Source organism: Enterobacter sp. WCHEn090032 (assembly GCF_003986875.1).
GTDB classification, from domain to species: domain Bacteria; phylum Pseudomonadota; class Gammaproteobacteria; order Enterobacterales; family Enterobacteriaceae; genus Enterobacter; species Enterobacter sichuanensis.
In genome coordinates, this window is record NZ_RXRN01000008.1 from 29,713 (window position 1) to 46,600 (window position 16,888).

At 56.2% G+C, this 16,888-nt stretch carries 17 protein-coding genes; 7 read left to right on the plus strand and 10 right to left on the minus strand.

The annotated features are described in order from the left end of the window. Positions 1-8: 8 nt before the first annotated feature. The 7 genes from cydB to EKN83_RS08580 all read right to left on the minus strand — a co-directional run bounded on the left by cydB (position 9) and on the right by EKN83_RS08580 (position 4,913). Positions 9-1,019 (minus strand): cytochrome d ubiquinol oxidase subunit II, encoded by a 1,011-nt coding sequence (gene cydB / locus EKN83_RS08550; RefSeq protein ID WP_047958550.1) that lies wholly within the window; start codon positions 1,017-1,019, stop codon positions 9-11. Continuing rightward, on the minus strand, positions 1,019-2,422 hold the full coding sequence (locus tag EKN83_RS08555) for a cytochrome ubiquinol oxidase subunit I (protein ID WP_088244198.1): 1,404 nt from the start codon (positions 2,420-2,422) through the stop codon (positions 1,019-1,021). Before EKN83_RS08555 ends, cydB begins: the two co-directional genes overlap by 1 nt. 67 nt (positions 2,423-2,489) lie before the next feature. Then, a complete protein-coding gene (locus tag EKN83_RS08560; RefSeq protein ID WP_059310143.1) occupies positions 2,490-3,362 on the minus strand; it encodes a manganese catalase family protein in 873 nt (290 codons plus the stop codon). Positions 3,363-3,379: 17 nt separating this feature from the next. Then, a complete protein-coding gene (locus EKN83_RS08565) occupies positions 3,380-3,886 on the minus strand; it encodes a ferritin-like domain-containing protein (protein WP_014883791.1) in 507 nt (168 codons plus the stop codon). A gap of 25 nt (positions 3,887-3,911) precedes the next feature. Next, positions 3,912-4,115, minus strand: a complete 204-nt coding sequence (locus EKN83_RS08570) for a hypothetical protein (protein ID WP_013096662.1) — start codon at positions 4,113-4,115, stop codon at positions 3,912-3,914. A gap of 23 nt (positions 4,116-4,138) precedes the next feature. Continuing rightward, entirely contained in the window at positions 4,139-4,633 is a 495-nt protein-coding gene (locus EKN83_RS08575; RefSeq protein WP_126800686.1) for a ferritin-like domain-containing protein, read from the minus strand. A 94-nt stretch (positions 4,634-4,727) separates the two neighbouring features. Continuing rightward, positions 4,728-4,913, minus strand: coding sequence for a general stress protein (locus EKN83_RS08580; RefSeq protein ID WP_004150795.1), 186 nt, complete (start codon positions 4,911-4,913; stop codon positions 4,728-4,730). 528 nt (positions 4,914-5,441) lie between these two features. On the opposite strand from EKN83_RS08580, the gene EKN83_RS08585 reads away from it, so the two are divergent. Both EKN83_RS08585 and EKN83_RS08590 read left to right on the plus strand, forming a co-directional pair. Continuing rightward, entirely contained in the window at positions 5,442-6,785 is a 1,344-nt protein-coding gene (locus tag EKN83_RS08585) for a VOC family protein (RefSeq protein WP_059386576.1), read from the plus strand. A 43-nt stretch (positions 6,786-6,828) separates the two neighbouring features. Then, positions 6,829-8,334, plus strand: coding sequence for a carboxylesterase/lipase family protein (locus EKN83_RS08590; RefSeq protein ID WP_126800687.1), 1,506 nt, complete (start codon positions 6,829-6,831; stop codon positions 8,332-8,334). Here EKN83_RS08590 and EKN83_RS08595 read toward each other — a convergent pair. Beyond that, on the minus strand, positions 8,321-9,163 hold the full coding sequence (locus EKN83_RS08595; RefSeq protein ID WP_126800688.1) for a LysR family transcriptional regulator: 843 nt from the start codon (positions 9,161-9,163) through the stop codon (positions 8,321-8,323). The two genes, EKN83_RS08590 and EKN83_RS08595, sit on opposite strands and share 14 nt — an antisense overlap. A gap of 114 nt (positions 9,164-9,277) precedes the next feature. On the opposite strand from EKN83_RS08595, the gene EKN83_RS08600 reads away from it, so the two are divergent. The 4 genes from EKN83_RS08600 to rimL all read left to right on the plus strand — a co-directional run bounded on the left by EKN83_RS08600 (position 9,278) and on the right by rimL (position 13,868). Next, positions 9,278-10,447 (plus strand): pyridoxal phosphate-dependent aminotransferase, encoded by a 1,170-nt coding sequence (locus EKN83_RS08600; RefSeq protein WP_025756390.1) that lies wholly within the window; start codon positions 9,278-9,280, stop codon positions 10,445-10,447. A 155-nt stretch (positions 10,448-10,602) separates the two neighbouring features. Next, on the plus strand, positions 10,603-11,376 hold the full coding sequence (locus tag EKN83_RS08605; RefSeq protein WP_025756391.1) for a transporter substrate-binding domain-containing protein: 774 nt from the start codon (positions 10,603-10,605) through the stop codon (positions 11,374-11,376). Positions 11,377-11,618: 242 nt separating this feature from the next. After that, positions 11,619-13,274: a glucan biosynthesis protein D gene (locus EKN83_RS08610; protein ID WP_126800689.1), complete on the plus strand. Its 1,656-nt coding sequence runs from the start codon at positions 11,619-11,621 to the stop codon at positions 13,272-13,274. 45 nt (positions 13,275-13,319) lie between these two features. After that, positions 13,320-13,868, plus strand: coding sequence for a 50S ribosomal protein L7/L12-serine acetyltransferase (gene rimL / locus EKN83_RS08615; protein ID WP_126800690.1), 549 nt, complete (start codon positions 13,320-13,322; stop codon positions 13,866-13,868). On the opposite strand, the gene ydcK is transcribed toward rimL, so the two are convergent. Continuing rightward, entirely contained in the window at positions 13,863-14,843 is a 981-nt protein-coding gene (gene ydcK / locus EKN83_RS08620) for a YdcK family protein (protein WP_045284363.1), read from the minus strand. The genes rimL and ydcK overlap by 6 nt on opposite strands. Positions 14,844-14,971: 128 nt before the next feature. Here ydcK and tehB point away from each other — a divergent pair, with 128 nt between their 5' ends. Further along, positions 14,972-15,565: a tellurite resistance methyltransferase TehB gene (gene tehB / locus EKN83_RS08625; RefSeq protein WP_045284364.1), complete on the plus strand. Its 594-nt coding sequence runs from the start codon at positions 14,972-14,974 to the stop codon at positions 15,563-15,565. Here the strand turns inward: tehB and pepT are convergent. Continuing rightward, entirely contained in the window at positions 15,562-16,791 is a 1,230-nt protein-coding gene (pepT, locus tag EKN83_RS08630; RefSeq protein ID WP_126800691.1) for a peptidase T, read from the minus strand. The genes tehB and pepT overlap by 4 nt on opposite strands. Positions 16,792-16,888: the final 97 nt, after the last annotated feature.

The window sequence follows — 16,888 nt, forward strand, 5'->3', positions numbered from 1 at the left end:
CCTGCACCTCAGTGGTAACCTTCTGTATCAGAAACCTTGCCCCGAAAGACGTAATAGCTCCAGGCGGTGTACACCAGAATCACCGGAATAATGAGCAACGTCCCGACCAGCATAAACAGCTGGCTGGCGGGCGGTGCCGCGGCTTCCCACAGGGTGATGCGCGGCGGAATAATATTGGGCCACAGGCTGATACCGAGCCCGCTGAACCCGAGGAAGATTAGCCCCAGCGTCAGCAGGAAGGGGCGCGAGTGGCTGTCCGGGTTGCGGGTCAGGCGCCAGATCAGCACGCTGAAGAGCCCCACCAGCAGCGGCACCGGCAGGAACCAGAAGAAGTTGGGCAGGGTAAACCAGCGTTCGGCCACGTACTGCCAGCCGAGCGGCGTCCAGATGCTGACCACCGCGATAACCACCACCAGCGCCAGCAGCACGTGGCGGGTCAGCTCGCGCATGCGGGCCTGCAGGGCGCCTTCGCTTTTCATAATCAGCCACGTGGTGCCCAGCAGGGTGTAGGCGACAACCAGCCCGATACCGCAGAAGAGGTTGAACGGTGTAAGCCAGTCCAGCGCCGAGCCAACAAACCGCCGACCCTCCACGTCGAAGCCGTTAATCACCGCGCCCACGACCACTCCCTGGCTGAAGGTGGCGAGCAGGGAGCCGCCGGCAAAAGAGTAGTCCCAGAATTTGCGGTGGGAGGGCGTGGCTTTGAAGCGGAACTCAAAGGCGACGCCGCGAAAGATAAGGCCGATCAGCATGGCGGTGAGGGGAATGGTCAGCGCATCAATAATCACCGCATAGGCCAGCGGAAACGCGCCGAAGAGGCCCGCGCCGCCGAGAACCAGCCAGGTTTCGTTGCCGTCCCAGACGGGCGCTACGCTGTTAACCATCACGTCGCGCTCTCTGGCGTCGCCGACGAAGTTAAACAGCAGGCCAATCCCCAAATCAAAGCCATCCATGATGATGTACATCAGTGTGGCGAACACGATGATGGCAAACCAGATCACTGAGATATCGACGCCCATCAGATCCTCTCCTCTTCCGGAACAGACTCCGCGGCAGACAGCGGACGGGCAGGCGTGCCCGACGTGTTTGACGTCAGCGTGGCAACAGGCTGAGGGCCTTTCTTAATCAGCCGGATGAGATAAACATAGCCCACGCCAAACACCGACGAGTAGACGACGATGAACGCCAGCAGGCTGATGCTCATCTGCAGGGTGCTGTGCAGCGATACCGCATCGACCGTGCGCAGATAGCCGTAGACGACCCACGGCTGACGGCCCACTTCGGTGGTTACCCAGCCGGCGAGCAGCGCCAGCAGACCGGCAGGCCCCATACAGAGCGCAAACCAGTGGAACGGGCGAGAGTGAAACAGTCGATGACGATAGCGCAGCCAGAGGCTGATTAGACCCAGCGTAATCATCAGCAGGCCCATCCCGACCATGATGCGGAACGACCAGAAGACGATGGTGGAGTTAGGACGATCCTCTTTCGGGAAATCTTTCAGGGCCGGAACCTGTTTATCCAGGCTGTGGGTCAGGATCAGGCTGCCGAGGGCGGGGATCTCCAGACCGTATTTGGTACGCTCCTCTTCCATATCCGGCAGGCCGAACAGCAGCAGCGGGGTGGCTTCGCCAGGTGGGTTTTCCCAGTGCCCCTCAATGGCCGCGATTTTTGCCGGCTGGTGCTCCAGCGTGTTCAGACCGTGCATATCGCCGACGACGGCCTGGATGGGAGCGACCAGCAGCGCCATCCACATCGCCATGGAAAACATGGTGCGGATGGCGGGGGTATCGTTACCGCGCAGCAGATGCCACGCGCCCGATGCGCCGACAAACAGGGCGCTGCTCAGGAAGGCGGCGATAGCCATATGGATCAGACGGTACGGGAAGGAGGGGTTAAACACGATCGCCAGCCAGTCTTCCGGAATAACCTGGCCGTTCTGAATGGTGAAGCCCTGCGGTGTGTGCATCCAGCTGTTGGAGGCGAGGATCCAGAAGGTCGACATCAGCGTGCCGAGTGCGACCATGCAGGTCGAGAAGAAATGCAGCCCCGGGCCAACCTTATTCCAGCCAAACATCATGACGCCGAGGAAACCGGCTTCCAGGAAGAAGGCGGTTAACACCTCATAGGTCAGCAGTGGGCCGGTAATACTGCCCGCGAACTGGGAGAATCCGCTCCAGTTGGTGCCAAACTGGTACGCCATGACCAGCCCGGAGACGACGCCCATACCGAAGTTAACGGCAAAGATCTTGAGCCAGAAATGATAAAGCGATCGCCAGACGTCGTTTCTGGTGCGCAACCACATCCCTTCCAGCACCACCAGATAGCTGGCGAGCCCGATGGTGATGGCGGGAAAAAGGATATGGAACGAGACGGTAAAAGCGAACTGAATTCTGGCCAGATGAAATGCATCGAGTTCGAACATGGTCCGTACCTCTGAAACGATGGGGCACGAGAATTGCCAGGCAGTTCAGGCTGCCTGGCAAAACCGATTACGGTTTTTTCTTACCTGCGCCCAGCTCGGCGCCGGTCAAAGGGTCGGCGTGTGGATCGGACTTCGTGCGGGCAGACATCGCCTTAACCAGGGTTGCCTGTTCGGTCGTGAGCGTCACGCTTGCGCTGCCATCTCCGCCGTCAACCGCAGGCTGGGGGGACTCAACGTAATCGAAATGTTTATCGCTGTTCCAGCTTCCGCGAACCTCTCCACCTTCAGACATATTGTAGTACTTGTTGGTGAATTCCTCGATTGGCGGCAGTTTTCCCGGTGGGAAGTTATTACGGATGGACTGCAGCGCCTTCTCAAAGGAGAGCTGATGCGCCGCCTCACGGGTCATCAGGAATGCCAGCGCATCCTTGACGCCGGGATCGTCGGTCACGTTGATCAGCCGCTCGTAGATAATCTTCGCCCGGGCTTCTGCTGCCACGTTTGAACGCAGGTCCGCCGTTGGCTCGCCAATGGTGTCGACGTAGGCCGCCGTCCAGGGGACGCCCGCGGAGTTGGTCAGCGGGGTGCCGCCGCCATAAAGCAGGGAGGTGATGTGGCTGTCGTTACCATTTTCGGTCATCGACCGGTACAGCTCAGCCTCGTTTTCCACTCCTTCCGCCAGGGCGCCTTTCGCGCCCTTATTCAGCATTCCCACCAGGGTACCGATGATTTCGAGGTGGCTTAACTCCTCGGTAGCGATATCCATCAGCATATCTTTACGGCCCGGATCGTCATCGCTCAGGCCTTGCGTAAAGTAGCGGCAGGCGGCGGCCAGCTCGCCCTGCGGCCCGCCAAACTGCTCCAGTAAAAGATTGGCCAGGCCTGGGTTAGGTTCAGCAACGCGAACCGTGTATTGCAACTGTTTAACGTGTCGAAACATGCGCACTCTCCTGTGGGTTATTTTTTCGCTTCGACACCCGACGCGTCTGAACGCAGCAGGAACTGTTCCGTCGTTTGCGGGATATGGCGAATCAGCCAGTCGGCCATTTCGCGCTCTTCGGCGAGGATGGTCTCAATCGCGGGGATTGAGGCGGTATCGCCCGCTTTTTTAGCGGCCGCCAGCAGGGAGGTATAACAGGCGATTTCAAACTGCTCGAAGACATAGCCGCTGATGGAGCCTTTCACGATTTCATCAGACGGGAACATGCCGCCAATGGACTGACCCAGCGCCGCCATTTTGCTCATTGAGTCTTTTAAAACCGAACGAGAAATATCATTACGGTCGAGGATTTCTTCCAGCAATGTGATTTGCCGTTTTGTCTCATTAATATGTTGCTCAATTCGGGCGCGAACATCAGGATAATTATCGATACGGCTGGCCATAGATTCCAGCATAGATTCGGCTTGCTTTTCCATCGCATGGGCATCGCGTAGCCAGTCGTGGTAGTGTTCTACGTGATTCATCATTGTATCCTCATAATGGGTTCGCTTATTTGGTCTCACTTTCAGCAGCCTGATCGGCACGCGCGGCACTGTAGCCAGATAAATGGCCAACAATATTGGCGTAAATGCTGATGATAATGACCCATAGCACGCTGTTCTTCCACCATATTACGGAAGGAATAGCGAGAATGAACCATATTATAGCTGCCGTTAAATGGCACCGTTTAATTGTCCTGGGACTGATGCTCATTTTATTTAACCTGCGTTATCGCGTTATTTCTGCGCTTTTTGGTTAATATTTCCAACGGCCAGGTCGGTGAGTTTAAGGTCGGTCTCTTTTTCTTCTTCCAGCGTTTCGGCAAGAAGCTTAACGGCTTTTTTATAGCCCAGTTGTTCAGCGAGAGTAGTAAGGGTACCGTAACTGGCGATTTCGTAATGCTCCACTTTTTGCGCAGCGGCAATTAATGCGGCATCACGGACTTCATTTTTTTCCGTACTTTCGATGACTTCATTGGCTTCTTCAATTAAGCCTTCCATCGCGACGCATTTCATACGCTTGAGCTTGATACCGTCTTCCTGTTCGACGATCTGGTCGATACGCTCAATCTGACCCTGCGTCTCTTCAAGGTGGGCGGTGAAAGCAGCGCTCAGTTTCTCACTGGACGCGGCACGGGCGAGCTTACTCAGCGCTCGGGTAAGCTGTTTTTCTGCGCTGTAGGTATCCGATAGAAGATGAATAAAGACATCCTCAACACTTTTCATATTCATAATAATTACGCTCCGGTAAAATAATGAAAGGGTACTGCGAGCTTTTCAGCCCGCAGCATGCTCTCTGGTTTTATTAAAAGAGTATTAAATAAGATCAGGAGTTATCAGATTTACGGCCTCCGCCGTGACTGTTCTGTCCCCCTTTCTTACCCGCTTCAGATGCGCGTTGCGGATCGTTTTTAAAATTACCACCGCTATGCTGGCCACCTTTACGTCCAGCTTCTGATGCTTTTTCACGGTCTTCAGCGAAATTACCGGAACCACCACGATGCTCTGCCATATTAAACCTCATAGTCATATATTGGTTATGTCAGTACGATACGAAAATATTCCGTATCACTCGTCGTTCGAGTAATAACTTTAGTCGCTGTGGGCAAACCGTCAAATGCGTTTTGCTATTTGCGGTTACGTTATTTTTAAATATTTGTAAATTTGCGCTTCGCTTGAGCAGGAAATATGGATAGGCAGGAAGGACTTGTAAACAACCATTAAGATTATTCCTAACTTCGGGCTAAAAATTTGAAAGGTGAGGATAAAAATAATGGCGCGCGCAAATTGGTTAATTTGCAGTCAGAAGAAAATCAAAAAGTACTCCTTTATAGCTAGTCAGCGAAACCATAAATAATTATAAGGAAAATCCTGGATAAAAGCGCCAGGCGTGAAAGGGCGGTTTCGTTGAGGCGTGTTCAGAGGCCAGTAGCACACGGTTTGACCACTGTCGTCTTAAGATCACAAATCAGAAATTCTTCCCCCCGGAAGGAACGGGTTTCTCTACACTCCAGGTAATATTCACTGGAGGCATGACATCATGGCGAACACCATCACGGCTGATGACATTCGGGAACACTTTTCGCAGGCTATGTCGGCGATGTACCAGCAGGAAGTTCCGCAGTACGGCACCTTGCTTGAACTGGTTGCGGACGTAAACCTGGCGGTTCTGGAAAATAATCCACTACTACATGAACAACTGGCAAACGCCGATGAGCTTGCGCGCCTGAACGTGGAGCGTCACGGGGCCATCCGCGTTGGCACGGCGCAAGAACTTTCTACCCTGCGCCGTATGTTTGCCATCATGGGCATGTACCCGGTCAGCTATTACGATCTCTCTCAGGCGGGGGTGCCCGTTCACTCCACAGCGTTTCGCCCGATTGATGATGCGGCGCTGTGCCGTAATCCGTTCCGTATCTTTACCTCGCTGCTGCGTCTTGAGTTGATTGAAAACGTCGCGCTGCGCGAACGTGCGGCGGAAATCCTGTCTCATCGGAACATCTTTACCCCGCGCTGTCTGGCGCTTCTCGATCTGTACGAATCAGAAGGGCAGTTTACGCAGGCGCAGGCGCACGAGTTTGTGCAGGAGGCGCTGGAAACCTTCCGCTGGCACCGCCATGCAACGGTCGATCAGGAAACCTATCTGGCGCTGCATAACGAGCACCGGCTGATTGCTGATGTGGTCTGCTTCCCGGGGTGTCACATTAACCACCTGACGCCGCGCACGCTGGATATTGACCGGGTGCAGGAGCTGATGCCGAAGTACGGCATTGAACCCAAAATTCTGATTGAAGGGCCGCCTCGTCGCGAGGTGCCTGTCTTACTGCGTCAAACCAGCTTTAAAGCCCTGGAGGAGCCGGTGCTGTTTGCCGGGGAACATAAAGGCACCCACACCGCACGTTTCGGTGAGATTGAGCAGCGCGGCGTGGCGCTGACCCCGAAAGGCCGTGAACTGTACGACAGCCTGCTTGCCCAGGCCGGTACCGGCAAAGATAACCTGACGCATCAGCTGCATTTGCAGGAGATTTTTAGCGCCTTCCCTGACAGCGAGCTGTTAATGCGCCGTCAGGAGTTGGCTTATTTCCGCTATCGTCTGACGCCAGCCGGGGAGGCGCATCGGCATGCGTTCCGGCCTGGCGACGATCCGCAGCCGCTGATAGAGCGCGGATGGGTTGTCGCCCAGCCGATCACCTACGAAGATTTCCTTCCGGTCAGCGCTGCCGGGATCTTCCAGTCTAATCTCGGCAATGAAACCCAGGCGCGCAGCCACGGTAACGCCAGCCGCGATGCCTTTGAAGCGGCGCTGGGCTGCCCGGTGTATGACGAGTTTGCCCTCTATGAGGAGGCTGAAACGCGCAGCAAACAGCGTTGCGGTTTGCTCTGAAATCGTTACTCTGCTGGGGTGTGTTGGAAAAAATAAGGTCCTTATGCAAACTCCTTCCGCCCCTGTGGTTGAAACGCGCTACGGCGCACTGGCTGGTTTTACTGATAATGACGTGCATGCCTGGTACGGGATCCCTTACGCCGCGCCGCCGGTAGGCAACGGGCGCTGGCGTTCACCGCAGCCGCCTGCACGCTGGGAAGGCCTTCGCGAGGCCACGGCTCTTTCGCCTTCATGCTGGCAAAGCAGCGAGTATTGCCAGACGCTGGGTGGCGGCGATCCGGGCCAGTTTTCTGAAGATTGTCTCTATCTTAACGTCTGGTCTCCGGTTGACCGCGCAACGCCGCTCCCGGTAATGGTCTGGCTGCACGGCGGCGGGTTTACGATTGGCGCCGGTGGCTTGCCACCTTACAACGGCACCGCGCTGGCAGGACGTGGCGTGGTGGTGGTGACCCTCAATTACCGTCTCGGTCATCTCGGCTTTTTCGCCCATCCGGCCCTGGAAGGGGAAGAAGATCGCGTGGTGCATAATTTTGCCCTGCTGGATCAGATCGCCGCCCTCGAATGGGTACGGGACAATATCGCCGCGTTTGGTGGCGATCCGGCTAACGTAACCCTGTTTGGTGAATCTGCTGGCGCGCGCAGCGTGCTGTCGCTGCTGGCATCGCCCCTGGCAAAGGGGCTGTTCCATAAGGCGATAGTGCAAAGTGGCTACACCTTGCCGGACACGCCGCGTGAACAGGCGTTGCAGAAAGGAGAAGCTCTGGCCGCCCATTTTGGTCTCAAGAACACAACGGCCGAGGAGCTGCGCGCCATTCCACCCGAGTCGTTCTGGCCGTTAACCGCGCCGCTGAACGTCGCGCCGGCGCCCATCGTCGGGGATTGCGTGCTGCCGGAAGCGATGCTGGACGTCTTTTTTGCAGCCCGTCAGCACCCTGTGCCGGTGATGATTGGCTCTAACAGCGACGAGGCCAGCGTGATGGCGGTGTTTGGCATCGATCTCGCGGGGCAAATCCAGAAGCTTCGCCGGGAGCGGCGGTTTGGGCTGGGGCTGATTAAGCTGCTCTATCCCGGCGTGAAAGGGGATGAAGAGCTGGGCAGGCAGGTATGCCGCGACATGGCGTTTACCACCATGGGGTATGTGGTGATGCAGGCTCAGCAGCGTGTGGGGGGGTTGTGCTGGCGCTACTGGTTTGACTATGTCGCGGAAGCGGAACATGCCACCTATGCCAACGGTGCCTGGCACGGCAACGAGGTTCCCTATGTCTTCGACACGCTCGGCCAGGTGGAACCTTCACGTCAGTATGTCAATGAACGGGATCTGCAGTTTGCCGCCCAGGTGGCCGACTACTGGGTAAGCTTTGCGCGAGAAGCTGGGCTTCGCGAGATCCTGCCAGGACCGACGCACTGGCCCGCCTGCCGCAAAGGGCGGGACGTTTTGTTACGCATTGGTGTGAATAAACATGCAGCTTTCAGGCTTGAAAACCGCTTTATGCGCGCCCGCATGAGCCTCTTCAAACGGGTGATGAAGCACCACGTCAGTCTCGATTAAGCAGACATGCGCGAAACGCCGCCAGACCATTTTCCGCGTCAGGCGTTTCGCGCAGCACCAGCCGGTAGCTGGCGCCGGTTTTAATGCTTGTCTCATAGGGCCGCATCAGCCTTCCGGCGCGGACATCTTCAGCCACCAGCGTTTCGTCAGCAATGGCAACCCCCAGCCCCTGAATGGCGGCGGTGATCGCCAGATCCATAGTGTCGAAGTGTTGATTTTTGTGCATGACAAAGCCGGGTCCTTCCTGTTTTGTGAGCCATAACGACCAGTCGGTCTTATCCCGCGTCGGGTGCAGGAACGTCAACGCACCCAATGCTGCACCCGCGCGCACCGGGCTTATCACCGGCGTGAGCGCCTCTTCGAACAGCAGATCGCCTGCGCTCATGTGCGTACCGAACACGATGGCCGCATCATAGGATTCAGTTTTGAAATTGACGTTATGATCGGTAGTGGTGGTGAGAGCGATTTGCAGATCCGGCTGTTCGCGCTCCACCTCCAGCAGGCGCGGCACCAGCCACCGCATCGCGCAGGTCGGGGCTTTGAGCCGGATCTCGGTTTGCTGGCTCCGGGCCTGGTCCGCCACGGCCAGCAGCTGTTCAAAGGCGGACTGCAGCTCCGGAAGCAGGGCGCTGCCCTGCGGGGAGAGGCGCAAGCCGCGCGCGTGGCGTTCAAACAGCGGAAAACCAAACCACGTCTCAAGGGAGGCAATCTTGCGGCTGACGGCCCCCTGCGTCAGGCAAAGTTCCGCAGCGGCGTGCGTAAGATTCAGATGACGCGCGGTGACTAAAAATGCGTCAATGGCATTGAGCGGGAGCGAACGGCGCGACATGGAAACACCTCAGCTATGCATTTTTCTCATGGCTATTATGACAACAATTCGATTGTCCCGACAATCAACTTGTTGTTTGAATAGTTATGCAAAGACCATGAGAAGGGTAACAGGATGACTTTACGAACGCCGGTACAGACGCGCTCCAAACTGCCAGATGTGGGAACCACCATTTTCACCGTTATCGGCCAGCTCTCGGCGCAGCATAACGCCATTAACCTTTCTCAGGGCGCACCGAATTTCTCCTGCGACCCGAAGCTTGTTGCGGGCGTCACTCGCGCAATGGAGGCAGGGCATAACCAGTACGCGGCGATGACCGGTCTGCAGCCGCTCAAGGAGCGCATTGCCGATAAAATTGCCACCCTCTACGGCACGCAGTATGACCCAGGCCGCGAGGTGCTGGTGACCGCCAGCGCCAGCGAAGGGCTCTACTCGGCGATAAGCGGGTTAGTGCATCCGGGCGATGAGGTGATCTACTTCGAACCTTCATTTGACAGCTATGCGCCAATTGTTCGTCTGCAGGGGGCCACCCCGATCGCCATCAGGCTCACGGTGCCGGATTTTGCCGTCAACTGGGACGAAGTTCGCGCTGCCATTACCCCCCGCACGCGGATGATCATCATCAATACGCCGCATAACCCGAGCGGGCAGGTCTTCTCGGCCAATGACCTGCAGCAGCTGGCAGCGCTGACGCGCAATACCGACATCATTATTTTGTCTGATGAAGTGTACGAACACGTCGTGTTTGACGGTGAGCCGCACCACGGGATGGCCACGCATCCGCAACTGGCGGAGCGCAGCGTCATTATCTCATCTTTCGGAAAAACCTATCACGTCACCGGGTGGCGCGTGGGGTACTGTGTTGCTCCGGCGGTGCTGATGGATGAGATTTGTAAAGTGCATCAATTTTTGATGTTTTCTGCCGATACGCCAATGCAGCACGCATTTGCTGAACATATGCTCGATCCGCAAACCTGGCTGTCGCTGTCGGCGTTTTACCAGCGTAAGCGCGACCTGTTGCACAGCCTGCTGGCCGATTCGCCGTTTACGCTGCTGCCGAGCGCCGGTTCGTTCTTCATGCTGGCGGACTACAGCGCGTTCAGCGACGAGCGCGACAGCGAGCTGGTGAAACGGCTGATCGTTGAGTACGGCGTTGCAACCATTCCACTGTCGGCGTTTTATGCGGACGGTACGGATAATAAATTGATTCGTCTCTCTTTTGCGAAAGATGAGGCGACGTTACGGGCAGGTGCCCAAGCCCTGTGTCGGGTCAAACCACGCTGAGCCTATCCCATTAGGCTATTTTATTCGCCATTTTGGCACCGGGCAGTGCTCGAAATCCTCACGTACTACATGTACGTTCCGGTTTCTGTGCGCTGTCCGGTACCAAACTGCCTTCAACAATTACGCCTACTGGGATAGGCTCTGAGGAGTATGAGATGAAATTACGCGCGTTAGTTGTCGGCATGGGATTGCTGTGTACGTTTTCCTCCTTTGCGGCCACCGAGCTGCGTTACGGTCTGGAAGCGGAGTATCCGCCGTTTGAGAGCCGTAATGCGGCGGGCGAACTGGAAGGGTTTGACGTTGAGCTGGGGAATGCGATTTGCAAAGCGGCGGCGCTGAAGTGCAGCTGGGTTGAAACCTCTTTTGATGCGCTGATCCCGGGGCTGGTGGCGAAGAAATTTGACGCCATCAACTCGGCGATGAATATCACCGAACAGCGCCGCAAGAGCATTGATTTCACCCAGCCGATTTACCGTATCCCGTCACAGCTCGTCGGCAAGGCCGGGACGGCAGTTGAGGCGACGCCAGAAGGGCTGAAGGGCAAAACCATCGGCGTGCTGCAGGGATCCATCCAGGAAACCTATGCCAAAGAGCACTGGGAAAAGCAGGGTGTCACCGTGGTGTCTTATAAAGATCAGAATATGGCATGGGGCGATCTGCTGAATGGCCGTATCGACGCCTCGCTGGTGATGTCCGCGGCCGGGCAGGCAGGTTTCCTCAGCAAGCCGCAGGGTAAAGGGTTTGGCTTTATCGGCAAACCGGTGTCTGACGACACCATCCTCGGCAGCGGGATCGGCTTTGGGCTGCGTAAAGGTGACGAGGCCACCAAAAAGCAGCTTGATGCCGCGATTGATAAAGTACGTGCCGACGGCACGATCGCCAAACTCGCTGATAAGTACTTCCCGGGTATCGATGTCAGCGTAAAATAACCACCTCATTCGCCCCGTCAGATGATGTCCTGACGGGGCATTTTTATACACATTTTCCAGGCTTTCTTTACACCACTTTCGGGCCGTTCTGGTCGACAGAAAATATTTCTCACTTTGTTCAGATTATCACCGGCCAACAATTGGATTCTTAACCATTTTTGTTTAGGCTGTGCGTTCTTTCTTGCCGTCATTTCGCCAGGCGCGAAACACATTCACACGACCATAAGGACGTTTTTCCAGGCATGAATCGCAGACGTTTTTTAAAAGGCTCGCTGGCAGTGGCAGCCCTGAGCGGCACATCTGGCCTTGCTTCCCTGTTTTCCAGAGCGGCATACGCTGCTGACTCTGATATTGCTGACGGTCAGAGCCGTCGTTTTGATTTTTCCGTCCTGCAATCCATGGCGCATGACCTGGCGAAAACCCCATGGGGTGGCGCGCCACGTCCGCTGCCAGACACGCTGGCCACCATGACGCCGCAGGCGTACAACGCCATCCGCTACGATGAAAAACAGTCGCTGTGGAACAATATTGACGGGCGTCAGCTGGACGTACAATTCTTCCATATGGGGATGGGCTTCCGCCGTCGCGTGCGAATGTTCTCGCTGGATCAGTCCACGTCAATGGCGCGCGAGATCCACTTCCGCCCGGAGTTGTTTAGCTACGGTGAAACGGGCGTGGATACCAAACAGCTGGAAGGGCAAAGCGATCTCGGTTTTGCCGGCTTCCGCGCCTTTAAGGCACCTGAGCTGGCGCGTCGCGATATCGTCTCTTTCCTGGGGGCGAGCTACTTCCGCGCGGTGGATGACACCTACCAGTACGGCCTGTCTGCGCGCGGCCTGGCGGTCGATACCTTTACCGACACCCCGGAAGAGTTCCCGGACTTTACTTCCTTCTGGTTTGAAACCGTGAAGCCGGGCGACACCACCTTTACCGTGTATACGCTGCTCGACAGTCCGAGCATCACCGGGGCCTATAAGTTCGTGATCCACTGCGAGAAGAGCCAGGTGATCATGGAGGTGGAAAACCACCTCTATGCCCGTAAGGACATTAAGCAGCTCGGCATCGCGCCGATGACCAGCATGTTCAGCTGCGGCAATAACGAACGCCGCATGTGTGACACCATTCACCCGCAAATCCATGACTCCGATCGCCTGGCGATGTGGCGCGGCAACGGGGAGTGGATCTGCCGTCCGCTGAACAACCCGCAAAAACTGCAGTTCAATGCCTATATGGATAAAAACCCGAAAGGGTTCGGTCTGCTGCAGCTCGATCGCGATTTCTCGCACTATCAGGACGTGATGGGCTGGTACAACAAACGCCCGAGCCTGTGGGTGGAACCGCGCAACGACTGGGGGAAAGGCGCGGTGGGCCTGATGGAGATCCCGACCACGGGTGAAACGCTGGATAACGTGGTCTGCTTCTGGCAGCCGGAAAAAGCCGTCAAAGCGGGCGATGAGCTGGACTTCAAATATCGCCTCTACTGGAGCGCTATGCCGCCGGTGCGTTCCCCGCTGGCCAACGTCTACGCGACCCGTACCGGTATGGGCGGTTTCCCGGAAGGCTGGGCGCCGGGCGAAAACTACCCGAAAGTGTGGGCCCGTCGCTTTGCCATCGACTTCGTCGGCGGTGACCTGAAGGCCGCCGCGCCAAAAGGTATCGAGCCGGTGATTACGCTCTCCAGCGGAGAAGCAAAGCAGGTGGAGATCCTCTACGTTGAGCCGTTTGACGGATACCGTATTCTGTTTGACTGGTACCCGACGTCGGATTCGACGGAGCCGGTGGATATGCGCCTGTTCCTGCGCTGCCAGGGCGATGCCATCAGTGAAACCTGGCTGTACCAGTATTTCCCGCCAGCGCCGGACAAACGTCAGTACGTTGATGATAGGGTGATGCGTTAACGATCGATTCCCTCTCCCTCCGGGAGAGGGTTAGGGTGAGGGGCAATGACCGCAGCAAAATCCGAAATTATCCCGGTATCTGACGCTATCGAACTTCGCGCCGTCGAAGCGCGCTATGCCACTGAGCTGTATAACCTCGTCGTCAAAAACAGAACCTGGCTGCAAAGCGCGTTTGACTGGGCGCATCATGCGGTCAGCGAAGAGGATACCCGCCGCAACGTGCAAAGTAACCAGATGCTGCACCAGCGCGGCTACGCCAAAATGTTTTTGATCTTCAGCGATGATGCGCTGGTCGGCGTGCTGTCGTTTAACACCATTGAACCGACCAACAAAGCCGGGTACATCGGCTACTGGCTGGATGAAGACCATCAGGGGCAGGGTATTCTCTCTCAGTCACTGCAGGCATTTATGCGCTACTACGCTGAGCGCGGTGAGATCCGTCGTTTTGTGATTAAGTGTCGGGTCGCGAATCAGAACAGCAACAATGTTGCCCTGCGCAACGGCTTTACGCTGGAAGGGTGTCTGCGGGAAGCAGAATACCTGAAGGGCACCTTTGATGACGTAAACATCTACGGCAAGATTTACGCCCTATAGCGCCCCCAGCAGCGGGGTGCGGGTAATGCGCTGCGCGCCGTTAATCACTTTTTCGCCGCGCAGGTGAATGCTCTCGCCAGCAAAGGCTTCAACTACCGCATCGTCGGTGATTTCAACCCGATGCTCAATCAGCACGTCACCGCTGATCCGCGCGCGGCCCTGAATGACCACCTTATCGTCCAGCATGATCGGCCCACCGCGCAGCCATGCCTGACCGCCAATCAGCACGTGATGTTTGATGACGCAGTTGCCTTCCACTACCGCATTTTCCGCCACCTGGGAGCTATAGCGCAGCGTCGGGATGGCATCGTCGTCAAAACCGGCAATCACCCGGGCGTTACCATAGACTTTTGCGCAATCGCACACCCAGACGTTATTCAGATCGTTACCGTCGAGGATGGCGTTGTCGAATATTTCGGCGCGGTGCTCAACAAACGCAAAGCTGACCATCGCCTCACCGTAGATTTGCGCCTGGTGGACAATGCGCGACTGGCTCACCGTCGCCTTATCGTAAATTTGCAGGATCTGTTCGTGGTCCGGCGTCAGTCCTTTGGCCGCAATGACCACGCTGTGATGCAGCACGCGAGCCTCGCCGTAAATATGGCATTCACCCCGCACGCAGGATTGCTGAATAGTGACGTTGTCACTTATTCGCGCTCCATGGCTCACCTCCGCGCCATCCAGCCAGCAGTTGTCCCCGATATGCGCATCATGGCTCACGGTGCACGGCAGGGTGAGGCGTGCGTTGCCGGCCACGGTTGCCCCGGCGAACACTACGCTGTTTTCGTCGTAGATCCAACAGTGACCGTCCTGCGCGAGGGCGCGCTCATCGTCTATCCAGCCGCCTCGGGTACCGGCTTTTACGTCGTTAAAATCCGCCGTGGCGATAATCTGTCGCAGCGTTGTTGAGTGGGTCGTCTCGCCGTTTTTCCATTGCCAGAGGCGGGTTTCGTCGCTGAGGCGATATTTATTCATGTTCGTGTCTCTGATAAGCGTCATAAGTAAACGTAGCAAAGTTTTCGCTTTTCGAAGGGTTGGCAACCCTGCGGCAAACGCCATAAAATGGCATTCAAAATGCATTTTAAAGAGACGCAGGAAAAACAATGACCGTCGATGAGAATTACTTCACAGAAAAATATGGACTCACCCGCACGCACTCAGAGGTACTGTACAGCGCGAAAATCGTGAAGCCTGGTAAAACCCTCGATCTCGGCTGCGGCAATGGTCGCAACAGCCTGTATCTCGCCGCCAACGGCTACGAGGTGACCGCGTGGGACAAGAACCCAATGAGCATTGATAATATCGAGCGCATCAAAGCGGCGGAAGGCATTGAGGGTCTGCAAACGGCGATCAAGGATCTCAACAGCCTGAGCTTTGATGGCGAGTACGATTTTATTCTCTCCACCGTGGTGCTGATGTTCCTACAGCCAGACACCATCCCGGGTCTTATCGCCAACATGCAGCGCTGCACCACGCCGGGCGGTTACAACCTGATTGTCGCCGCCATGGATACGGCAGATTATCCCTGCACGGTCGGTTTCCCGTTTGCATTCAAAAGCGGTGAGCTGAGCAACTATTACGAAGGCTGGGAGCTGATTAAATACAACGAAGATCCCGGCGAACTGCACCGCACCGATGAAAACGGGAACCGCATTAAACTGCGCTTTGCCACTCTGCTGGCCCGCAAGCCCGCTTAACGGGCGGCCAGCAGACACAGCTGCAGGGCGGTGTGGTAAGAGGCCTCGAACGACGACAGCGGCAGGAATTCAAACTTCGAGTGGAAGTTATGCGCGCCGGTAAAGAAGTTCGGCGTGAGTAAGCCTTTTGCCGAGAGCGCCGCCCCGTCCGTACCGCCGCGCATTGGCGTCGGTTTTGGCGTGATGCCGAGCGATTCCATCGCCTCAAACATCAGATCGATAGCGCGCCTGTCTTCGCCAATCGCATTGCTGATATTGCTGTAGGTATCTTCAATGCGATAGTCCACTTTAGCCGTCGGATAGAGGGCGGCAATCCGCGCGGCGACGTCGGCAATCTGCTGTTTGCGCGCAGCAAAGTTCTCTTTATCAAAGTCCCGGATGTTGGCCTTCAGTACGGCCTCGTTCTGCCCGGCCTGGAGGCCGTTAAACCAGATATAGCCTTCGCGGCCTTCGGTACACTCTGGCGTTTGCTGGCGATCAAAATGGCTGATGTAGTCAGTCGCCATCAGCAGGGGATTGACCAGCACGCCTTTCGCGGACATCGGGTGCGCCGTCACACCGGTAAAGCGGATCTCGGCGGCGGCCGCATTGAAATTCTCGTAAACAATTTCGCCCAACTCGCAGCAGTCGATGGTCCAGGCGAAGTCGACATCGAAGCGTTTCAGATCCAGCGCCTTGGCACCGTTCAGACCGATCTCTTCGTCAGGCACGAACGCCACGACGATATCCCCATGCTGATGTTCTGCCGTCAGGTTTTCCAGCACCGTCATCACGACGGTAACCGCCGCTTTATTATCGGCGCCCAGTACGCTGGTTCCGTCGCTAAAAATAATCTCTTCATTCGGGTAGGCGAGAATTTCGGGGTGCTCTTTTACCCGCAGCCAAATCCCTTTCTCTTTATTCAGACAGAGGTCTTCACCGGTAAACGTTAATATTTGTGGATGAATATCCGGTGATAATCCCACGTCGACAGTATCAATATGGGTAATAAAGCCGATGCGCGGCGCACCGGGGACGTTGCCTTTTTTGACCGCTGTCACCGTGGCGAATTCGTCAATCACAATGTCGTCTAAACCCAGCTGTGTTAGCTCCTGCGCCAGTTCCCGCGCCATGTCGTGCTGGCCCGGGGTCGAGGGCAGGGTTTTTACTCTGGGATCGCTCTGGCTGGTGATGGCGAGATAGCGAAAAAAGCGGTGCGTTAATTGTCTGGAAAGTGGCGAGCCCATAGTGATTTGTTCCTTATTTATTTTTCGGGTGTTTGCCACATCACTTTAATGTTATTTATGAAATGGCAAAAGAATTAATTAGCCGTCGAATTAAAAA